The organism is Nitrosomonas oligotropha, assembly GCF_900106555.1.
In the GTDB taxonomy this organism is placed as follows: domain Bacteria; phylum Pseudomonadota; class Gammaproteobacteria; order Burkholderiales; family Nitrosomonadaceae; genus Nitrosomonas; species Nitrosomonas oligotropha_A.
On sequence record NZ_FNOE01000030.1, the window covers coordinates 1 to 20,277 of the forward strand.

The window sequence follows — 20,277 nt, forward strand, 5'->3', positions numbered from 1 at the left end:
GACATGTGGCACAGCAAGATTCACTTCAAAGACTGCGCCGATCGGCACATTCAGCTTCTCCGTTTCATTAATTTCTACAATACCGTTAAGCCTCACAAGAGTTTGAATAATGCCACCCCTTATGAAATACTCAACGCTTATTTCAATCAACCTCTCTGTAAACAACCCTGAGGTTTCTTACATCTGAGGGTGCTATGGGAAGATGAGCAGCCACCTCAGTTTATTTGAATAACAATACTTATCATTTGAATCATTGTTGCAGCCCAGTATAATCGACGCCGCCTGTATCAGCGTCACGATTAGAGTGAAAAAACAAGCGTTAATCTAACGATGTAGTAAATACAGGAACCCATCAAACCTTAAATCGTACCTGTATTGCATTGATATAGGGCAATGCGGAAATGGCCTGTTTAAGTTCCTGCACCAGATATTTAGCCTCGTCAGTGCTACGCAGGATTTCAATCGGCAAATCCAGTTCCACATCGATCGCACCGGACAAATAGTGCAAGGTCATCGCCTCAACCGATGCAACCGGCAACTGCGGCCAACGTTGTTTGAGCTCGGCGATGACTTCCTCACGCGAAGGTAAGTCGTTGCAGGACGAACCGGTTTCATCATTTTCCGGATCGATATGCACCGTCACGTCGGTCACTTCTTCAACGTGTTGCAGCAGACGCCGCCGGACACTGTCGCCGATTTGATGGCCTTCCGATACACTCAAACGGGAATCGACCTGGATATGCACGTCGACGAAAGCACTCCCGGCGCTTTTCCGGGTCCGTAGTGTATGAATCGAGCGCACGCCATGCACCGCATGAATGTGCTGCCGGATCGTGCTGACTTTTTCCGGATCCAGTGCAACATCGATCAATTCCAGCGTGCTCGAACGCACCAAGCCAAAACCGATCTTGGCGATCATAGCGGCCACTGCCACGGCAGCCACTGCATCCAAATACGGGTAACCGAGCATCACACCGCTGATGCCGATCAATACCACAATTGAGGAGAAAGCATCAGAACGGCTATGCCACGCACTGGCCATCAGCAGATCCGAACGCAAACGCTGCGCAGCGGACATCGTATAGCGATAAATCCACTCTTTCGAAATCACCGATAACAATGCAATCAGCAGCGCCAATAAGGTGAAATCCATTGCTACTGCCGGATCATTGAGCCGTTTGATCGCTTCGTACGAGATACCGATCGCGACACCGGTCAGCAAAATGCCAAGACTGACCGTTGCCAGCGTTTCAATCCGTCCGTAACCGTAGGGATGCACTTCATCGGCGCTTTTATGCGAGTGCTTGGCGGCGTACAACACAATGAATCCGGTCAGTAAATCGGATAACGAATGGATACCATCGGCAATCAATGCTTGTGAATTGGCAAACCACCCGATGACGATTTTTGCAACACCCAAGACAAAATCCACCGCCGATCCGACGAGCGTAACTTTGCGCACCTCCCGATAACGCTGCTGCCGGTCGGCCGGATCGGAGGAAGAATGCACGGCTATCTATCCGCCCGGGATGGCAGCCGCCGGTGTTCGGTCCTGGGGTGTTGCGTCGATTGGCAAGCGCGGCGGAAAATCAGCAATGTTTTCTGCGCATGACCGAGAATGGTATCGGATGAATAGCCGTTTATCTGCGCCGATTCACTGCTACCCGATGGCAAGCCGGTGAGTAACTCAAGCCCTTGCATGACATGTTCCATCGTATAAATTGCAAATAAACCTTTCTCAACCGCTGCAATCACTTTCTGATCCAACATCAAATGCTGCCGGTTTTGATACGGAATCAACACACCCTGCTCACCGGTTAAGCCCGTTTTCTCACACAATTTGAAATAACCTTCGATCTTGTCATTGATGCCCCCCACCGGCAGCACCTCACCGTATTGATTCAACGCACCGGTCACGGCAATGCTTTGTTTCAGCGGCAATTCCGCCAGCGCCGACAGCAGTGCATAAAATTCCGCGCACGAAGCCGAATCTCCTTCGATACCGGTATATTCCTGCTCAAAAACAATCGATGCACTCAGTGCCAACGGCGCCAGATGGGTAAATAAACCTGTCAGGTAATTCTGCAATATCAGCATGCCCTTATCGTGAATCGGCCCGGACATATCCACTTCGCGGGCGATATTCAGCACACCATCCTCACCGGCAAAAGTACGCGCGGTAAGACGCACCGCCGTACCAAAACTGTGATCGCCCAAATCAATCTGCGTCAGCGCGTTGAGCTGACCGGCGGCTTCGCCTTGCAATGCAATGGCGATTTCACCTTCGACAATGGCTTCCTGTAAGCGCAAGTCTGGATAATTGTGGCGCAAGTTGCGTGCTTGCAGCGCGGCGGAAATATCCGCCACTTCGACGCAACGGCCATGACGGGCATGGCACAGCGCCGCGCTCTCCAGCAGCAGCATCTCGGTGCGGGCAAAAATTGCACTCTGGCGTTTTTGATCTTCCACTTCCCGGTGCGATTCTTCCAATAAGCGCGCGACCGCAGCCGCGGAGAAATGCGGTAATTTTGCCGCATCGCAGGCATGCGCGACAAACACAGCCGATGCATGATAAGTTTCCATGCTCGCGATAAAGCTCCCGGCAAAATCCACTTTCACGCGGAAGCGGCGCATGAATTCAGGATCGATTTCCTGCAAGTCATAGTATTCTTCCCGTGATCCGACCAGAATGATTTTAACGTTCACGTCGACCGCTTCGGGCTCAAGGAATACGGGTGCATTGGAAGCCCATGCCGAGCCGGGCTCTTCAATTTGCAAGCGCTTACTGCGCAAAAAACGCCGCAGTTTTACCCACAATGAACCGTCCGTCAGCAAATCATCCACATGCAGCATCAAAAAACCGCCATGCGCTTTTAACAAGCTACCGGCGCGGATGCGCATAAAATCAGTTTTCAGTTTGCCGTTCTCAAACTGATAATCGATACTGCCAAACAAAGCATACACTGAAGGATTGTCTTCAATAATAACCGGCGCTCCCGGTAAATCAGCGTTATCCACGACCAGATTGATCTGATAGCGGGAGAAAATCCGTTCTAGTTCCGTTTGCCGTTTCTCTTCGTCGATATCACCCGTCTCAAATAACGCTAAATTGTCGAGAATATCCGCTTTCACCTGTTCGAAAAAAGTGTTGAGCCGCTCCTCATGTACCAGTTTTTGCAACTCCGCCAAAATTTTCTGCAACGCAAGATTCAGCAAAGGCTGCACGATACGGCGTTGCAATGCGGCCAATGCCGCGTCTTTTTCTTTCTCGACCCGTTGGAATGCCTCAAAATAAACCGCAATCGCCTCGCGCAACGCCTGTTCCGCCTGTTCTATTTCAACCCGGCGTGCTTTGGGCAGTTTCAATAAATTTTCCGCTGTCAGAATTTCCCCTTTTTCATCCAGCAAGGTAAACAAAATCTGTTCGTCTTCCCGATGAATGGTGACATGCAGCGATTCCGCAAACTTGTCGAGTTTTTTGTACGCTTGGCTCGTTTCGGTTCTGAATTTTTTCTCCAGCCGGTCGCTCTTGATCTTGAAATCCTGTCCGCTCAAACATTGCGTGATTTCCGACGGCAGCGATTTCGCCAGTTGCAGCAAGGCCTGACGCAACAAACGTCCCTGCCCTGCAGGCAAATGCAAAGCCAACGGTTTCTCGGGTGTAATGAAATTGTAGAGATAACACAGATCCGGGGGCGCCGGTCGATCAGCCGCGGCGGCCGTCATCGCTTGTTGCAATAAAGAAGAGCGCCCTGATCCCGCTTCTCCCAACACAAACAAATGATAATCCGGCTGCATCATGCCGAGACCAAAACGCACAGCCGCTTCTGCCCGCTCCTGACCAATCCAGGATAACGGCTGCTGCAGCAACTCCGAGGTATCGGAAAATCCCAGTGAAGCGGGGTCGATGGTAATACGTAAATGAGAAGAATCTAATGGTTTGGTTAGCATGTTTCGATTAATGACGGTTGCAGCGGTGAGATTGCGCCGATCCGCTATTGTACTCATTTAGAAACCATTGCGTAACGAAGCCGCCCATTCCAGCTAACGGATTTGCATTGCTGATTCAATACCGGGTTTAGAAAACGAAGAAAGCTGAAAATTCTTCTGAAGAATATAGTTTAATTCAGAACCCGTAGGTTCAGAAAGTAAAAAACCATGGAGAAATCTTGCTTCTCCATGGTTTTCGATCTTGATCCAGTGATGAATATTGCTTACATCACTCTGCGACGGCGTGCTGAAAAACCAATCAAACCGAGACCTGCCAGCAACATGGCATAAGTTTCCGGTTCCGGAACGGCCATAACGTATTCGTAACCGAAACTCACTGATTGATGATTCGCGATAGTGCCCAAATCATATGCCAAATTGATGGAATGATCGGCAAAACCGTAGTTGCCGATTCCTTGGGCTGCGGCCAGCATCACAGCAGGATCAACAGGACTGCAGCAGTTAACAGGATCGACATAAGGCGCTATCGCAAATGCTGAAGCACTGGTGGTGTTATGCAGCGTTAATGCCCATCCATCCAAACTTTTTGCGGTTACGGAAGAAAGATTTCCTAATCCGTCAATTGTATTAGTCGTGCCGAATCCAACTCCGCCAGGAATACCCTGATCCGGATCAATACCAACACCCCACTGCACATGATTGGCCGTAGCGCCAGTATTATTGGTCAGTTGCACTTTAACGGTGACATGACCGCTCGTTGGTATGCTTACCGTTTCAACCACGCTCCAGCCACCGCCGCCGCCCGCTATATTGGTAACGACCGCAATACTGCTACCGATGGCAAAAGCCGAAGAACTCAATGGATTACTTCCGGTCACTTCATCAGCAATCGCAACCGAAGCGCCATTGGCATTCAACCACCAATTAGATGCAAAAGTGCCATGATTAACATATTCTCTGCCCAAAAAGCTCAAACCGAGCGCACCGGATGGAGAAAAATAACCGGCATCGTCAATCCTAGCCGAGGTAGTGCCAAAACCGCTAATCGTAACGGGTGCAGCTTGTGCTGCAGTAACAAACGTACCGCACAAAGCAATTGCAACCGCTTGTGCGAGGTAATTCTTTCTCAATTGGAATTTCATAACTTACTCCGTAAATTTAAGGCTGCTATAAAAAACTGGCTATTAATATTCCTGCTCAAAGCCAACTTTAATTACACACGCTTCTATGCCACTCTAAAAATGATACAAACCCAAAACCGATACATAACCGCATTAACAACGTGCTTCATTATAGTTTTGTAAATCCTTAAGTACATAGAGCATTTCTCCTCTTTTATTAGTACACATGTACTAATAAAATCTAGTCGGGTAACCTCCTTCGTTCACAGCTGTGACCGGCGATCAAATTTCCGTGTCTTACCGCTCGTGATGCACGATGGATCAGTTCCCTATAGAAAATAAACTAGCCGAATTTCCCGGTAATATAATCTTCCGTGGCTCGCTGTCTGGGTGTCGTAAAAATCAAATCGGTAGCGCCAAATTCAACCAATTCACCCAAATACATGTATGCGGTATAGTCGGAAACGCGCGCCGCCTGCTGCATGTTATGCGTCACAATCGCAATGGTGTAATCCTCCTTCAATTGGAAGATCAAATCTTCGATCCGTGCCGTGGAAATCGGATCCAGTGCGGAAGTCGGCTCGTCAAGCAGCACCACATCGGGCTTCACCGCGATCGTGCGGGCGATACATAGGCGTTGCTGCTGGCCGCCGGAAAGACTGGTGCCGCTTTGATTCAATTTATCTTTGACTTCTTCCCATAACGCAGCTTTTTGTAACGCCCATTCCACCCGCTCGGCCAAATCGTAACGATTCAGCGATTCATACAGCTTCACACCAAACGCCACATTATCGAAAATCGACATCGGGAACGGTGTCGGTTTTTGAAATACCATCCCCATTTTGGCGCGCAACATATTCAAATCCTGCTTCTTATCGAGAATATTCATCCCGTCCACCACAATCTCCCCTTTGGCGATCTGACTCGGATAGAGTTGATACATGCGGTTCAAGGTACGCAACAAGGTCGATTTCCCGCAGCCGGAAGGGCCGATAAAGGCTGTGATTTTATTTTTCCGGATCTGCATGCTGATCGACTTCAGCGCATGAAATGTATCGTAATAAAAATTCAAATCGTTGATGGAGATTTTGCAAACATCGGGCTGTGAAAGGCTGATAGTCATTTGAGTTTTTAATTTTAAAAATCGCGCTTACGCATGAAAATGCGCGCCGCAACATTCAGCCCGAGCACACTCAGCGTAATCAACAACGCCCCGGCCCAGGCCAATTCCTGCCAGTACTCGTAAGGACTCATGGCGAACTGAAAAATAACAACGGGTAAATTGGCCATGGGACGGTTCATGTCCGCGCTCCAGAATTGATTATTGAGCGCGGTAAACAACAACGGCGCGGTTTCCCCGCTGATTCGCGCGACCGCCAATAATATTCCGGTCATGATGCCGACCTTGGAAGCGCGCCAGGTAACCAGCGTAACCACTTTCCATTGTGGTGCGCCCAACGCGATTGCTGCTTCGCGCAAGCTGTTTGGAATGAGCCGTAGCATATCCTCGGTGGTGCGCACGACCACCGGAATAACAATCAACGAAAGCGCCAGTGCGCCTGCCCACCCAGAAAAATGCCCAACCTTGGCGACATACACCGTATAAACAAAAAGGCCGATGACGATCGAAGGCGCGGACAACAAAATATCGTTAACAAACCGGGTAACCGGAGCAAGCCAGCCGCGTTGGCCGAATTCAGCCAGATAAGTACCCGCCATGATACCGACCGGCGTGCCGATCAGCGTAGCGAGCGTGACCATGACCAAACTGCCGGCAATCGCATTCAACAAGCCGCCGGTATCGCCGGGCGATGGTGTCATCTGCGTAAAAGTAGCGAAGCTGATACCGTCCAATCCCTTGTCGAACAGCGTCAGCAAAATCCAAAACAGCCAGAATAAGCCGAACGCCATCGCCAGCACGGAGAAAGTCAGGTTGATCGCGTTAATGATGCGGCGCCGGGTATAAATGGGGATCTTCATGTGACGCTAGGAAATTTTGCCTTCGCGTTTCTTCAGTTGTAATAAAAGAATTTTGGAGCAAGCCAATACTACGAAGGTGATCAAGAACAAAATCAAACCCAGTTCGATCAGTGCAGCGGTGTACAAATCGCCGTCCGCTTCCGTAAACTCGTTGGCCAATGCCGAAGCAATGCTATTACCCGGCATGAAAAGAGACGCGTGCAACTGGTGCGCGTTGCCGATCACAAAAGTAACCGCCATAGTCTCGCCCAAGGCGCGGCCGAGACCAAGCATAATGCCGCCGACCACACCGGTCTTGGTATAAGGCAGAACCACATACCAAATCACTTCCCATGTGGTGGCGCCCAGCGCGTAGGCCGATTCTTTCAGCATGACGGGCACGACTTCAAACACATCGCGGATAACCGAAGCAATAAAAGGAATCACCATGATCGCCAAGATAATACCGGCCGTCAGCATACCAATTCCCATCACGGCGCCTTCAAACAAAAAACCGATTCCAGCAATTTCTCCGAGTGTGCTCTGCATTCCCGGTTGTACATGTTTCGCAAAAAACGGTGCAAATACGAACAAGCCCCACATGCCGTAAATAATGCTGGGAATACCTGCCAGCAGCTCGATTGCTGTTCCCAGCGGACGGCGCAACCAGGGCGGAGACAGTTCGGTTAGAAACAGTGCAATACCGAAACTGACCGGAATACCGATCGAGAGCGCAATCAGTGAGGTAACCAGCGTGCCGATGATGGGCACCAGCGCGCCGAATTTTTCCGTGACCGGATTCCATTGCGTACTGAATAGAAAATCAAAACCAAACGCTTGTATCGCCGGCCAGCTGCCGATCAGCAAAGAAAGCAACAAGGCTGCCAGCAATACAAAAACCAGCGCGGTAAAAAACCAAGTCGCTTTGCGAAATACCCAATCGAGCAGCCGTTGCTGATTCAATTTTGCTGCTCTATGGGCTGTGGGCATCGTTTTTGCCAAGCCTGATTGCAGGCGCGTAAGGCTTATTTTTGTGATAACCGCTAGCAGAAAGTGATTACGCATAGTGTTGAGAAACACTCTGTCTCTGATTTTGAGTTTCTCGCGAACTATCGAGCCGAGTAAATGGTCTGGCCATCTTTGCCTTTAATCCGAGTTCTCCAGGAATCTTCGATCAGTCTCACGATATTATCGGGCATCGGAATGTAATCGAGCGCCAAGGCCATTTCATCGCCGTGCACATAAGCCCATTCAAAGAACTTCAATACTTCCAGCGCTTGTTCCGGATTTTCCTGGGATTGATGCATCAGGATAAAAGTAGCGCCGGTAATGGGCCAGCTATCTTGTCCGGGTTTATCTGTCAAAATCTCGTAAAATCCCGTGGCGCTGTTCCACTGCGTGTTGACGGCGGCAGCCCTGAAGCTGTCTTCCACCGGTATGACATAAGCGCCGTCGCGATTTTGCAATTGCACGTAACTCATTTTGTTTTGTTTCGCGTAGGCTGCTTCGACATAGCCGATCGAATTCTTGATTTGCTTCACAAAATTAGCCACACCTTCATTACCTTTGCCACCCGTACCGATAGGCCAAGCCACGGAAGCATCGGCGCCGATTTTTTCTTTCCACTCCGGATTAACTTTACTCAAATAATCGGTAAACAAAAACGTGGTGCCGGAACCATCCGCGCGATGCACCACCGCGATGTTGCTGCCCGGCAAATTGACGCCGCTATTTAAACCGGCAATCGCGGAATCATTCCATCGTTTGATTTTGCCCAGAAAAATATCTGCCAGCACTGCGCCGGTTAATTTGATCTGCCCGGCTTGCATGCCTTCCACGTTAATGACAGGCACCACGCCGCCAATCACGGTGGGGAACTGCGTCAAACCGTTTTTCTCCAGCTCTTCGACTGTCAACGGCTTATCCGAAGCGCCAAAATCAACGGTCTTGGCTTTGATTTGCTTGATGCCGCCGCCGGAACCAATGGATTGGTAATTTAACCGGATCCCGGTTACTTTTTTATAGGCATCGGCCCATTTGGCGTAAACCGGATAGGGAAAAGTAGCGCCTGCACCGGTGATATCGGCAGCACCTGCGTGTGTGGTAAAAAGTAATGCCACAGAAGCCAGCATCAGGCCGAATTGCAATTTCATTTCATATTCTCCCAATCAATCAATAGCGTGTGTCTCGGATGAAAATCTTAACCGGCTGGCATGACAGGATGATGACAATCCTATTTCGCATAAAAGAAACCTCCCGGACAACTTGCCGATGGCAGTGTCAAGGAGGTGTGCTACGAGAAGAAGTGAAAACAGCAGAAAAACATAAACCCAATTCAAAACGCCCCCGATCTCCCGGATCGTTGTGACACTTCAACAGTAGAAGCGCTTGGGTTAAGCGGTTTTGTCTACACTATTAGAGGGGAGTGTAGACAACATTTCCAAAGGGTGTTTGTTAGAACGGGAATGTCCATTCCTTGGTCCAATCATGGCTCGCATCCTTGAACGCGCCGGCATAATCGACCACATCAAAGAAAGCATCACTCACTGCGGCCCCGCCCAATGTCAGTGGCGAGCCGGTTTTGGGTAAATAACCATCCAGTAGAGGATCTTCCGCTTTATTTTCGGATTGAGACAAGAACCAATCGGAGACAGAGAATGTAGCGCCGTCACCATCCGCAAAATTCTGAGCGCATTGCGCAAAAGAGTTTTGCATCGTCAATTCACCCGTCAAGCTGCCTGGAGAACCGGCATTAACATAGGTCGATGCGCTATCGATCCGCACACAAACCGGTGATCCGGTAATAACCGAATTCCAGATATTTCCTGCCGTTCCCCGGCGCAGTAAGATGCCTTGGGTCGCACCGGTATCATTGCGGCCGATAATGGTGAAGTTGGATAAAATGGGATGCGCGCGCGGCAGACTGTCGTGATTTTTCTCATTGTTGTCCGCTTCGATACCACGATCACCGATACCAGGAGATTGCTTCACCAGAACAAATTGCGCCCGGCCTTTGAAACCACTGGTCCAATCGAACGCATCGTCACGATTTTCGGTCAGCACCAAATGTTTCATCTGCACCGTACCACCGAACATTTCCACGCCATCGTCCAAACCAGCATGCACTTGCACATAATTAATCAACGTGCCCGAACCGACACCCATCAGCGTAAAGCCATTGAGTTCTTCATCCGGACGCACGGCAAAACCGGCAAAAAGGATCTGCGTATACTTCACCACGCCGCTGCTTTCCGTTGGATTGTTACCGCCAAAAAACTCCGAAGTTATCGCCTCGAATGGCGCCTCACAAAGCGTGACACCCACATTACAACCGTTGATCGGCGCGTTACCCGCGATCAGCAAACCGCCCCACTCACCGGGCGACTGTTGTAATGGACCAGACATTACAATCGGATTATCCGGCGTTCCCTCGGCCATGATCTTGGAACCGCGGCGGATAAACAGATAATCCGCGCCCGCTTCACCAAAAATCTTGGTACCGGGGTTGATGGTCAGGATCGCACTTTGCGTGTTATCGCCACCGACATAGACACCGCCCGATAGAATCCAGTTGATATTTTTTGTCAGTGTGACATTGGTTTTAATTTCACCGCTTAAAATACAAGAACCGGCACTAGGGCCCGCCGCTGCGAAACTTGGGCAACCTTGGAATGCATTATTAACCAGTTGATCCACAGTAAAACGCAATGGATTGGATCCGGGCACCAATTTTAATTTGGCGTAAAAATCATCCGCACCGACGGTAACAGAAGCAACATGCACCGCACTGGTATCAGAATCAAACACGTTACGTTGTCCGGTTGTAGCCGCGATTGGACTGGCTGCGATCAATTGCAGCTCGCTACCGCTCAGTTGTAATTGCGCGCTGTAGAATGAAGACGTGCTGCCGCTCAAGACTTCCACGACAGGCAGATTGACAATACCACTTGCCGGATCGAAGGTCGCGGTTGCTGCATGCCCGTTTAGTGCGACACTACCCAGCAACGCAACTGACGCCGTAATTAATTTTTTTATACGACTTGATTTGAACCTCATTTACTTACCTCAATGTTTTATTTAGGGTAAGCAAATCTACCAAGCCAGCATGACAGGGGTATTACGTTAACATGACAATACAAATTACCGTCAAGTAAGCCCTCAGCCTAAAATCACTCCAGAAACGTTTGCATCATTATCCGAACGATTAAAACCGGGTCCAATGATCGGCGACGATTCGTCCGTTTTCGATAACGAAGCGATAGTTGTAGTCATCGATTCTGTAAGTCCACACTTCCCGCTTGATGTACATAATTCCGCCAAAAGCTCGGGTCTGCACTAGCCCCAAGTCCGTCCGGATATGCGGCTCCCCCATATTGATCAGCAATTTATCCGAGAAATCGCCTTTGGAAATGATATTACCGTTGGGTGTGCGAAAACCGCTAAGCAACACAACCAATGCCATTGTAACCAACACCAGGAAGAATTTTTTCATGATGGAATCCCCGTCAAAAGTAGTCTGTCTTTACAAGCTATTTCTTGCTGCCAGGTATCACTTTAGCTGGGGCAAAATTAATACAGACTGAACAAATGCGAGAATTACGCTACAGCAGAATAGCCGTAGCGCTTGAGAATAAAACCGCTGCCTAATACGCCAAACGCACGCTCAAATTAAAAAAGCGTCCACGGCGGAATGCCCGGGTGACTTCATCGCCTTGAGTAATCCGGATTTCGGAATCGAGTAAATTTTGCATGGAAACTTGCATCGACAACCCTCTGTATAAATTCTGGCTAAACACAAAATCCAGTTGATGCACGGGTTGCTCGTATTTATCCGGTGCACCCAGCACCCCGGCGGCCATAATACGTTTGCTGGAAACGTTGTATAACAGCGTGGCCTGCGTTTTCCACTGCGGATTGTCATAACCGATCTGGAAATTGACGATCTGGGCGGAATGGCCTTGCAGTTGCCGGTCGTTGGTCGTTTGCGCTTTCAGATTATCGGCATTCAATTGCACATTCGATGCCGACCAAGTGTAGTTACCTCCGGCATAAAAGTTCTGCAACACCGGATGCACGAAATCCAACTTCTTCAGCAGCTCCAACTCAAATCCATAGATATTCGCTTTATCGGTATTTTGATACGTATTGAGCCCGGCCGTCCCCGGCACCGCCACCAATTCAATCGGTTTGGTTAAATCTTTCCAGAAGAAACCGGCAAAGATATTTTCTGTCGGCGACAGATAATATTCCCAGCGTAAATCCCAATTGGTAATGGATGTTTGCTTCAAATTGGGATTACCGACAGTTTCCTGATTGGTATTGATATCGGTAAAAGGCGCTGCCGACAATTCCCTGAAGTCCGGTCTTGATAAGGTTTGACTGAAACCAGCACGAAGCTGCTGTTTATCGGTCAAGAACAACGTTCCCACCACGGACGGCAGCATATCGACTCGCTTGAGCTGGGCGGTTGTAGGCGTGTTGTTCAGCGTAAAAGTATTGACTCTCTGATCATTGTCTTCCCAGCGCAACCCGCCGGTAATATTGATCCGGTCATACATCAACCAGTCCATTTTCCCGTAATAGGAAAACAAGTCCTGGGAAGCCGTGTATCTATCGCTGGGGCGCGTCACGTCACGCAGTTGAAATCCGTTCGCGCCGATATACTGCGGCCGCAATATGCTCTCCAGCGACGATTGCGATAAAACCGCCGAACTGAAACCATCGCGGCCAACCGGAAAGTAGTTAAAGCGCTGGATAGCTGAATCCCTGGTCTTACTCTGCGTAATAAAACCGCTTCCTAAAGTAATCTTGTGATTGAATGACGGTTGCACCGGCAATTTCCCGTCCACCCGCCAGCTCTGATCCTTATCGACCAAGTCTGCGTACATGACCTGATTGTTATCCGCGCGCTGCGCAAAGAAATAATTACCTTGCCTATCGGAATCAAAACGGTAATCGCGCGTTTTGGGTTCTTCCCGGTTGGCAGTTGCATTGGTATACAGCCAATTAATCGACAAATCTTTCAACCGGTCGAATCGATGTTCACCACCCACTTGGGTCATCAACAATTGATTGGAAAAGAACTTCAGCCGCGTTCTGCGGATATCGTTGGTCTCCGCATCGGTGAATCCTTGAGAAATTCTGGCTTCATCGAACGCCTGACGGAGAAACATCGTCTTGGCAAAAACCTTATGATCCTCTTTATAGTGTAGTTCCGTGCCCACATAACCGGTCACCTGCACTTCACTCAATGAGCGCTGCATACGAAAATCCTGAACTTTTCTCAAGCTGCCGTCGCCGGTATCGGCAGCAACAAATTCGCGGTTGATTTCATTTTGTTTTCTGAATTCCCGTTTCCACCCGGCCGCCGCGATATATCCCAGACGGAAATCACCAAATGTGAAACTATCCCCCATCGATGCTTGCATGCCGGTATCCGGACCGCGTTTCTTCCGGTCGACATTCCATACTCCCGATAAATCTTCGCCGAACTTTTCAATCTGCGCTGGCGTAAATCCGTTGGGATTAAAAACTGATGCCGGTTTTATAGGCACGCCATCCTTTGTCGCATCGGCCAGCGAATCCGGCAAAGCACGCGCGCCATCGTCGTAACTGGTAAAGTCCGCCCCGCCCCCCTTATAAGTCAAGCCATCCTGAAACGTCGTATTGTCATTTATACCGGTTTGCAGGTTTAGATTGAAGAAAAACGCATCGGGAATGCCGCGTGTGCGCATTTCTATCGTACCGCCCGCAAACTCGGCCGGACGATCGGGCGAGTAGGTTTTCTGTACCATGACACTTTCAAGAATATTGGTCGGAAACAGATCCAGCGGCACAACGCGCCGGGTCGCGTCCGGGCTAGGGACTGCAGCGCCGTTGACCAGCGTTGAGGAAAAACGCTCACCCAATCCGCGAATAAAAATGAATTGACCGCCCACCAAGGTTAACCCGGAAGCTCTTCGCAGCGCGCTGGCAGCATCGCCATCGCCCGCCCGGCTGAATTGCTCTGCACCCAAGACCGTGGCCACAGAAGTTGCCGTTCTTTGCTCCTCGATCACCGAAGCCACCGTACCCGCCAAGTGAGGTTCGAGCACCACATATTCGGCCAATTCGACACCCGCCGGTGTCAATTTAAAACTTAAAGGGGTGTTCTGATCCTGCTCAATTTGCACGTCGTCCAATGTTTGGCTGCTATAGGCGTTGTGCAATAAGGAGACACTGTAACTACCGGCTGGGACCGTTGTTGTGATTTGACCTTGCTCGTCGGTTCTGAATTTTTCTTTCAAACCGCTTAAAAACACTTGCACATCCTTGACCGGTTTTTGCGTTTCCGCCGATATCACTTGAACCGAGATCGTGCCTTCGCCTTGATCGCGCTTTTCTTCACCAACCGCTGAACCGGCCAGAGTACCCGCCACCGAGCTTTCGATATTCAGCAGCGGTTTTTTTTTGCCCGAGTAAAAAGTGACGAGAATCTGCGCATTCTCCGCCGGACGCAACGGCAAATCGAAAGTAAATTCCTGATCTTTGGTATTAACAGTGAACTGATAAACCCCGGGCGGCAATTTCCCGGCCAGGCTACCGCTCGCATTGGTTTTCAATGGCGCATCGCTACCTGGCCGCCAAGTGTACATGGCCGGAGTCGCTTCAAAAATCAGGATCGCGCTGGATTTGTCGAAAGACTCGCTACTGATCGACAACTCGGCATCGGCGATAGGCAACCCATTCCGGAACAAATGAATTGAGAACTCGGCCTTTTCCTCAGCACCCCAAGCAGCCGCGTTGATTAGAATCATCGCGAGTAACCCGCAAATCCGGATAAATTTTTTTATTTTTGTATTCATTTGGCGTATCAAGCCCCCTCTCCATTTGCAAACCGATTGCGCGTGGAGATCAATTCTCAGTTAATCAAAAAGGAAAGCCTTCTAGGCGGACATCAAGGCGGTATAAACAAGAAAACAACGAGGAATGATTCCGGCGCCGCCAGCCACCGCATTACGTGCATTGCCATGGCTCGGTTTTGCAAATTTCCATCAAACGGCGCAGTTCGGTGCCTTTTCTGAACAGCTCGGCATTCTTCAGGTGATCCAGATGCTTATTGGCGTCGGCAAAGCGGCGGCTGGAAAATAACGCATAAGCCAGCGCGTAGCGGACATCCTGATCCTCCAGCAAACCAGTGCGATACAAACTCGACTCCATATTGGCCGCACGCTCGAACTGCTTTAATGCCAGCAGAATGGATAATCTTTGCTTGAATTTCACTTTCTGATCGCTGATGCTTTCATTCAAGGTCAAGGCCTTATGAAACCGCCCCGCGCGCCGGTAAACTTCTGCCGCTTCCGCTTGCAGCTGCGGATTGAGCAACGCTGCTTGTTCCAGAATAAATGCCGCAGAGTTTAGTTTTCCTTGATCGAGATACGTATGCGCCAGCAATTTTGCAGTCATTTCATCCTGCGGAAACTGCAAACGCGCAATTTCCAGAATATTGATCGCTTCCTGATATTCCCGGCTTAGACGTAACGCATTACCAAATGCGATATAGTCGGCGGCACTGGCGTTGGATCGCTTCAGGTAGTCTCTGCCCAGCTTGACAGCTTCCTGATAAAGCCCCAGCTCAACAAAATAAAAAACTTTGCGTTTGAGAAAACGCAAATCGGCCGGAAATGCCCGTTGTCCGTCATTCAATGCATGGATAGCCGCTTCAGTTTCTTTCAGATGCCAATAGGACTCCGCTTTTATGCTGATCAGCGCCGCATCTTTATTGACCAGATTTCCGGCTTTGCCGATCGCCTCGATGGTTTTTTTGTAATCCTTGATACCGAAATAGACTTGTGCCAGATAGATAAAAATCGACGGATCTTGCTGACCGTTTTTGACGGCTTGCTGCAAACTGTCCTTGGCCGCTTCGAGATCATTCAGTCCCAGATAGGCTAAGCCTTGCAGCGTATAAAACCGCGCCAGATCGGTTTTTTTGTTGCCGAGATCGACACTCTGCAATGCCAGCAACGCACGATCATGATGACCGTCCTTGAGCATCACGGCCGCCAGTTCGATAAAATCGGCGGATTGCACCTTATTCTTATTCTCCGCCGCTTGGACGGAGTGCACGTAACAGCCCAGCACGATAGCCGCGTAAACCAGAAAATGCAGCGGCCAGTTCGATCGATTGTTCATCGCAGACATCAAGACAAATCGAAGCGGATTTTTTGCTTGGCCCAGACACGCACCGTTTCGCCTTTGTACTTGGCCGGTTCAAATTGCCATGCGCGTATGCCTTGCAAGGCAGCCGAATCAAACATGCCCGATGGGTTGGATTCCAACACCTGCACCTGATTGACCGAGCCATCCGTTTCAACCAGAACCGACAGAACGACATAGCCTTTTATGCCGTTCTTCTTCGCGGCTGGCGGATATTTGAAAGATCCACGCGCGACCGGTTTCGGCGGCACATCCACCAGATCAGCCGTCATGACGGCATTGCCGGTTTTACCGAGCAAACTATCATCCAGTTCTCTCTGCCCATTATCCAAACCCAGTAACCCAAGATCGATACCGGATAGCGCAGTATCCAATCCTTTGAAAGGTGCAGGCGCCTGCGGACGAGTCACTTGCTTTTTCGGTTCTACCTTCTTGATTTCTTTTTTGGGCTCTTGTTTGATTTCCTTGGTCATGGCGATTTCCGTCACTTCCTGGGGTTGTGATCGCTCAATCTTGCCCATGTAATGATTCATCACCAGAATCAAACCGAAAACCAGTATCAATCCAAACAGCATCGATACCATCCCGGCGATATGTTGTTTCACTTCTGTTTTGTCCATTTTCTTTTACCCCGCTTCTTTTTTAGTTGCAACACCCACGCTCTCGGCACCCGCCAAGCGTGCTTGATCGACCACTTCAACCAGTTTCCCCGCCGGTACACCTTCATCCGTGACGACCAGTACCACCTTGCTGGAGGCAGTGCTGAGCAAATCACGCAGCTTGCTTTGTATCAGCCACGCCCGCACGGGTTCACCATCCATATAGGTATCACCGTTACGGTCTATAAACAGCCGGATCGCTTTACTCGATGCCGATACGGCGCTACTGGCCTTCGGCCGCTCTAGCTCGAGTTTCATATCCTTGACGAAGGTCGTCGTCACCATGAAAAAAATCAGTAATATGAATACGATATCGATCAATGGCGCCATATCGATGGTGGCTTCCGCTTCGACGGGTTCGTTATTTCTCAGCATGTGATATTTCTCTCGTATGATGAACAAGTGCTTGATGACACAGCAGATCTTTAACTTGGGAAAGATCCTGCTCGATCTGTTGTTGCTTCCGGTTGAGAATGCTATGCGCCAGCAATCCAGGAATCGCCACGGTCAGACCCATTTGTGTGGTAAACAATGCTTGCGAAATACCACCGGCAATGCCGCCGGATTGCGAAAACAATGTCATGGTTGCCAGCGAATCGAATGTCTCGATCATGCCGATCACGGTTCCCAATAAACCCAGCAATGGGGAGATCAGAATCACCACACGTATCAGCACAGAGAATTTTCTAATTTCTCTTTCGTATCCATAAAAAGCCGCATCCAGATGGCGCCTGAGATTCCTGACACCTTTTTTCTTTAACCACAGGCCTTGCTTGATCGCCTGCGCGACAATATTTCCGGCCGGTTTGTCATCGTGCTCCTGATAGTATTTGAGCATGTCACGCACCCCCATCGATTTGGGCTCTTTCATGACCCAGAAGCGATATCCCAACCCGTACCACAGCAATAAAATGCACAGCACCAACGGCGGCATGACGATCCCACCCGCGGCAAACAGTGTCTTGATTAATAAAATCTGCTCGGAGAAACTCATGTCACGCGTGGTGCAATGCCAAGGCACTCTCGCCGCCAGCAGGCACACTCCCTTCTTCCAGATCAAGCCCGCCACCCAGAAAAATGTTAATGATCCTGAGTGCCGAGTACTCCATGTCGCGTTTGATATTTCTGGCCCAAGCCGATAACAAGGAACCCAGCAGCAAGGTTGGAATGGCGACAATCAAACCCAGCTCCGTTGTCACCAGTGCAATCGCAATACCTTCGGATAATAATTTGGGGTCACCGGTACCGAATTCGGTAATCATGTCAAAGGTCTCGATCATGCCGGTTACCGTTCCCAGTAAACCGAGCAAAGGTGCGATTGAGGCAATCACCAGAATAGCTGGCCCAAAACGGTCCAGTGGTCCGGATTCCTGCAGAATCGCTTCGTACACAATACCTTCCATATGATCGCGGTCATCTTTTAAATGCCGCAAGGTATAGTGCAGGACACGCCCAATGGACGATGAGTCGTCTTCGCAGCTTTTTTTTGCAACTTCCAAATCGCCCGAAGTCAGTTGCTGGATAATCTGCCCGCTAAGCTGCTCCGTGTTAGCGCTGTTGGCGCGCAGTAAATAAACCCGGACCAGGATCAGCAAGACCGCCACACAACCAAGTATCACGATGACCCAGCCAATCGGCCCACCCGAATCGATAATGCCAATAATGGTTTTTTCCGGCATCTCATCGATGGCGGTTGTGCGTGACTCGAATAGATACAATTGCAGTAAATCGGGCTGCTGATTTTTGCTCAAAGCCGTGACAGATTCGGTACCAGCACCTTTCCACACCTTGAAATCACCACCACCCGCAGGCACCAGGCTGCCGCTGCCTTCGGCGCTGATGCCATAAGCCGCGATATTGCCTAAATGAACGAGATTTCCTTGTACTTGTTTGCCATTCTCCAGGAAGAAACTCCCCGGCTTTGTTTGCACCGCACCCAACGACTGCAGCAGGGATAACGCTTGGTTAAACACATAACCAACTTTAGTCTGGTCATTACCTTTTATTTCCTTGATGGCTGATGGCATTTCGATGCCATGATTTTTCAAGGTTGCTTCCGCTTGCAAATAAGTGGTTTCCAGCGTATCACTGCGTTCGCTGACCACGGCTTCTTTGCGCTCAACTTCGGATAACTGTGTCGTCAACTGATCGATTTTTGCCGAACGCTCCACCGAGTGGCGTTCCAGCCCGCCGATTTTGCCGCTGAGTGCTTGCTCTTCGCGGCTTGCGCTGGCTTGATAGCTTTTCAGCCGCTCGGTCAACTCGCGTTTTTGCGCTTCCAGGAAAGCAAACTCGCGCTTATACGCGGTTTCCAGATTGACTGCTTCCTGCTTGGGCGCATTTGGCTTCTTGGACGAAGCCGCTTCCGGCTTTTCTTCCGGGGCAGCGGCCGATATGTTTTCGGATGCCCCTGCCGCTTTATCTTCTTTGGCGTTGGCAGAGGTGGCGGTTACCAGCAGCAGTAGTGCGAGCAATAAAATTTTCTTCATTTTCTCAATGGATTCGGTAATTCAAAATAGCCTTGGCGAATTTGTTTCTTCAACGAATCAAATAAATTCTTGATCCGCTCCATGTCCGCCGTGTTATCCACCAGCTCATATTTCCAACTGCCATCTTCTGCGCGCCGCGCCATTCCGCTCTGATTGTCACGGGTTTGAAAAAACAAAAATACCGTGCCCAGCTTGGCGATATCCACCAGCACTTTCTCTCCGTTTAAAGGGATGGTTTGCTGATAAATCCCATTCTCCTTGCTCAGGCGGATTTCATCTTCGATTAAGGACCAGGCTTGGTTAACCGCCTTATTCGGGTCGATCAGATGGTTGGTAATATTATTTACCAGATCGTCAATGGCTTTGATGCGGTCTTCCATTTTGAATGGGAAACCGGTTTGAATATGGCGCTTATAATCAGCAAGCGCTGCTAGCAGAACGGGCTTCAGTGTCTCACCCGATTGCTCCGCTTTCTTTGCACCCTCGGATAGCTTATCGATCGAGTGCTGTAGTTTCTCGATACTCAGTTTTTGTCTTCTTTCTTCAACACTCAAGTCGGCCAATTGCGAATTGAGCGAGGACATTTTGCTGGTATGTTTTTCCTTCTCCAGATCCAGTTGCGTTTGCAGCGTCTCGACTTCGCCGCGCATCTTGGCCAGTGATCTGGCCAGATTCTCCAAACTGCTGGCCGTTGCTGCCGGTGCGGAAAGCAACAGCACCAATCCGCCCAGCCCTATTATTCTTTTATCTAAATGAATACGCATAAATTCCTCATCTACAATGCCCGTGCATACTACAAGTTGAATATTTCACTTTCATGACAGTTCGATGTCATTTAACCAAGCGTTGCCACCGTCACCGGCGATGAAACCGGGAAGCATCCGGATGTCATGAAACTTT

The 20,277-nt window shown here is 49.7% G+C and carries 17 protein-coding genes; 1 reads left to right on the forward strand and 16 read right to left on the reverse strand.

Annotated elements, in window-relative coordinates:
- Window positions 1-3 precede the first annotated feature (3 nt).
- A complete protein-coding gene (locus tag BLU57_RS16935; RefSeq protein ID WP_090321722.1) occupies window positions 4-171 on the forward strand; it encodes an integrase core domain-containing protein in 168 nt (55 codons plus the stop codon).
- A gap of 181 nt (window positions 172-352) precedes the next feature.
- Here the strand turns inward: BLU57_RS16935 and BLU57_RS12960 are convergent, their stop codons facing one another.
- The 16 genes from BLU57_RS12960 to BLU57_RS13035 all read right to left on the reverse strand — a co-directional run bounded on the left by BLU57_RS12960 (window position 353) and on the right by BLU57_RS13035 (window position 20,141).
- Window positions 353-1,510: a cation diffusion facilitator family transporter gene (locus BLU57_RS12960; RefSeq protein ID WP_176776450.1), complete on the reverse strand. Its 1,158-nt coding sequence runs from the start codon at window positions 1,508-1,510 to the stop codon at window positions 353-355.
- Window positions 1,511-1,512: 2 nt separating this feature from the next.
- Window positions 1,513-3,951 carry an ATP-binding protein gene (locus BLU57_RS12965; RefSeq protein ID WP_090321725.1) on the reverse strand — a complete coding sequence of 813 codons (2,439 nt, stop codon included), beginning with the start codon at window positions 3,949-3,951 and terminating at the stop codon, window positions 1,513-1,515.
- Window positions 3,952-4,214: 263 nt separating this feature from the next.
- Window positions 4,215-5,093: a PEP-CTERM sorting domain-containing protein gene (locus tag BLU57_RS16690; RefSeq protein WP_256206290.1), complete on the reverse strand. Its 879-nt coding sequence runs from the start codon at window positions 5,091-5,093 to the stop codon at window positions 4,215-4,217.
- Between the two features lie 322 nt (window positions 5,094-5,415).
- The gene (pstB, locus tag BLU57_RS12975) at window positions 5,416-6,195 is read right to left on the reverse strand and encodes a phosphate ABC transporter ATP-binding protein PstB (protein WP_090321672.1); all 780 of its coding nucleotides are present in this window, start codon (window positions 6,193-6,195) and stop codon (window positions 5,416-5,418) included.
- A gap of 14 nt (window positions 6,196-6,209) precedes the next feature.
- Window positions 6,210-7,052, reverse strand: coding sequence for a phosphate ABC transporter permease PstA (gene pstA, locus BLU57_RS12980; RefSeq protein ID WP_090321674.1), 843 nt, complete (start codon window positions 7,050-7,052; stop codon window positions 6,210-6,212).
- A gap of 6 nt (window positions 7,053-7,058) precedes the next feature.
- Window positions 7,059-8,021 (reverse strand): phosphate ABC transporter permease subunit PstC, encoded by a 963-nt coding sequence (gene pstC, locus BLU57_RS12985; RefSeq protein ID WP_090321677.1) that lies wholly within the window; start codon window positions 8,019-8,021, stop codon window positions 7,059-7,061.
- Window positions 8,022-8,140: 119 nt separating this feature from the next.
- Window positions 8,141-9,184: a phosphate ABC transporter substrate-binding protein PstS gene (pstS, locus tag BLU57_RS12990; protein ID WP_090321680.1), complete on the reverse strand. Its 1,044-nt coding sequence runs from the start codon at window positions 9,182-9,184 to the stop codon at window positions 8,141-8,143.
- A 301-nt stretch (window positions 9,185-9,485) separates the two neighbouring features.
- Window positions 9,486-11,087, reverse strand: a complete 1,602-nt coding sequence (locus BLU57_RS12995; protein WP_090321682.1) for a hypothetical protein — start codon at window positions 11,085-11,087, stop codon at window positions 9,486-9,488.
- Window positions 11,088-11,235: 148 nt separating this feature from the next.
- Window positions 11,236-11,523, reverse strand: a complete 288-nt coding sequence (locus BLU57_RS13000) for a hypothetical protein (protein WP_090321686.1) — start codon at window positions 11,521-11,523, stop codon at window positions 11,236-11,238.
- Between the two features lie 151 nt (window positions 11,524-11,674).
- Window positions 11,675-14,875 carry a TonB-dependent receptor gene (locus tag BLU57_RS13005; RefSeq protein WP_090321688.1) on the reverse strand — a complete coding sequence of 1,067 codons (3,201 nt, stop codon included), beginning with the start codon at window positions 14,873-14,875 and terminating at the stop codon, window positions 11,675-11,677.
- A gap of 151 nt (window positions 14,876-15,026) precedes the next feature.
- Window positions 15,027-16,205, reverse strand: a complete 1,179-nt coding sequence (locus BLU57_RS13010; protein WP_090321730.1) for a tetratricopeptide repeat protein — start codon at window positions 16,203-16,205, stop codon at window positions 15,027-15,029.
- An 8-nt stretch (window positions 16,206-16,213) separates the two neighbouring features.
- Window positions 16,214-16,849 carry an energy transducer TonB gene (locus BLU57_RS13015; protein ID WP_090321690.1) on the reverse strand — a complete coding sequence of 212 codons (636 nt, stop codon included), beginning with the start codon at window positions 16,847-16,849 and terminating at the stop codon, window positions 16,214-16,216.
- A gap of 6 nt (window positions 16,850-16,855) precedes the next feature.
- Complete coding sequence (locus BLU57_RS13020) at window positions 16,856-17,263, reverse strand: ExbD/TolR family protein (RefSeq protein WP_256206289.1); 408 nt, start codon at window positions 17,261-17,263, stop codon at window positions 16,856-16,858.
- A complete protein-coding gene (locus BLU57_RS13025) occupies window positions 17,250-17,948 on the reverse strand; it encodes a MotA/TolQ/ExbB proton channel family protein (RefSeq protein WP_256334421.1) in 699 nt (232 codons plus the stop codon). Before BLU57_RS13025 ends, BLU57_RS13020 begins: the two co-directional genes overlap by 14 nt.
- On the reverse strand, window positions 17,884-19,377 hold the full coding sequence (locus BLU57_RS13030; RefSeq protein WP_090321696.1) for a MotA/TolQ/ExbB proton channel family protein: 1,494 nt from the start codon (window positions 19,375-19,377) through the stop codon (window positions 17,884-17,886). Before BLU57_RS13030 ends, BLU57_RS13025 begins: the two co-directional genes overlap by 65 nt.
- Window positions 19,374-20,141: a DUF3450 family protein gene (locus tag BLU57_RS13035; RefSeq protein ID WP_090321698.1), complete on the reverse strand. Its 768-nt coding sequence runs from the start codon at window positions 20,139-20,141 to the stop codon at window positions 19,374-19,376. The genes BLU57_RS13030 and BLU57_RS13035 overlap by 4 nt, the downstream gene beginning before the upstream one ends.
- Window positions 20,142-20,277 lie beyond the last annotated feature (136 nt).

What these genes read in the sequence shown, in the direction of transcription:
- pstS (WP_090321680.1), bottom strand. Translation starts at nt 9,184, where the DNA reads ATGAAATTGCAATTCGGCCTGATGCTGGCTTCTGTGGCATTACTTTTT.
- pstC (WP_090321677.1), bottom strand. Translation starts at nt 8,021, where the DNA reads ATGCCCACAGCCCATAGAGCAGCAAAATTGAATCAGCAACGGCTGCTC.
- BLU57_RS13005 (WP_090321688.1), bottom strand. Translation starts at nt 14,875, where the DNA reads ATGAATACAAAAATAAAAAAATTTATCCGGATTTGCGGGTTACTCGCG.
- BLU57_RS13020 (WP_256206289.1), bottom strand. Translation starts at nt 17,263, where the DNA reads ATGCTGAGAAATAACGAACCCGTCGAAGCGGAAGCCACCATCGATATG.
- BLU57_RS13015 (WP_090321690.1), bottom strand. Translation starts at nt 16,849, where the DNA reads ATGGACAAAACAGAAGTGAAACAACATATCGCCGGGATGGTATCGATG.
- BLU57_RS16935 (WP_090321722.1), top strand. Translation starts at nt 4, where the DNA reads ATGTGGCACAGCAAGATTCACTTCAAAGACTGCGCCGATCGGCACATT.
- BLU57_RS12965 (WP_090321725.1), bottom strand. Translation starts at nt 3,951, where the DNA reads ATGCTAACCAAACCATTAGATTCTTCTCATTTACGTATTACCATCGAC.
- BLU57_RS13035 (WP_090321698.1), bottom strand. Translation starts at nt 20,141, where the DNA reads ATGCGTATTCATTTAGATAAAAGAATAATAGGGCTGGGCGGATTGGTG.
- BLU57_RS13000 (WP_090321686.1), bottom strand. Translation starts at nt 11,523, where the DNA reads ATGAAAAAATTCTTCCTGGTGTTGGTTACAATGGCATTGGTTGTGTTG.
- BLU57_RS13010 (WP_090321730.1), bottom strand. Translation starts at nt 16,205, where the DNA reads ATGAACAATCGATCGAACTGGCCGCTGCATTTTCTGGTTTACGCGGCT.
- pstA (WP_090321674.1), bottom strand. Translation starts at nt 7,052, where the DNA reads ATGAAGATCCCCATTTATACCCGGCGCCGCATCATTAACGCGATCAAC.
- BLU57_RS13030 (WP_090321696.1), bottom strand. Translation starts at nt 19,377, where the DNA reads ATGAAGAAAATTTTATTGCTCGCACTACTGCTGCTGGTAACCGCCACC.
- pstB (WP_090321672.1), bottom strand. Translation starts at nt 6,195, where the DNA reads ATGACTATCAGCCTTTCACAGCCCGATGTTTGCAAAATCTCCATCAAC.
- BLU57_RS16690 (WP_256206290.1), bottom strand. Translation starts at nt 5,093, where the DNA reads ATGAAATTCCAATTGAGAAAGAATTACCTCGCACAAGCGGTTGCAATT.
- BLU57_RS12995 (WP_090321682.1), bottom strand. Translation starts at nt 11,087, where the DNA reads ATGAGGTTCAAATCAAGTCGTATAAAAAAATTAATTACGGCGTCAGTT.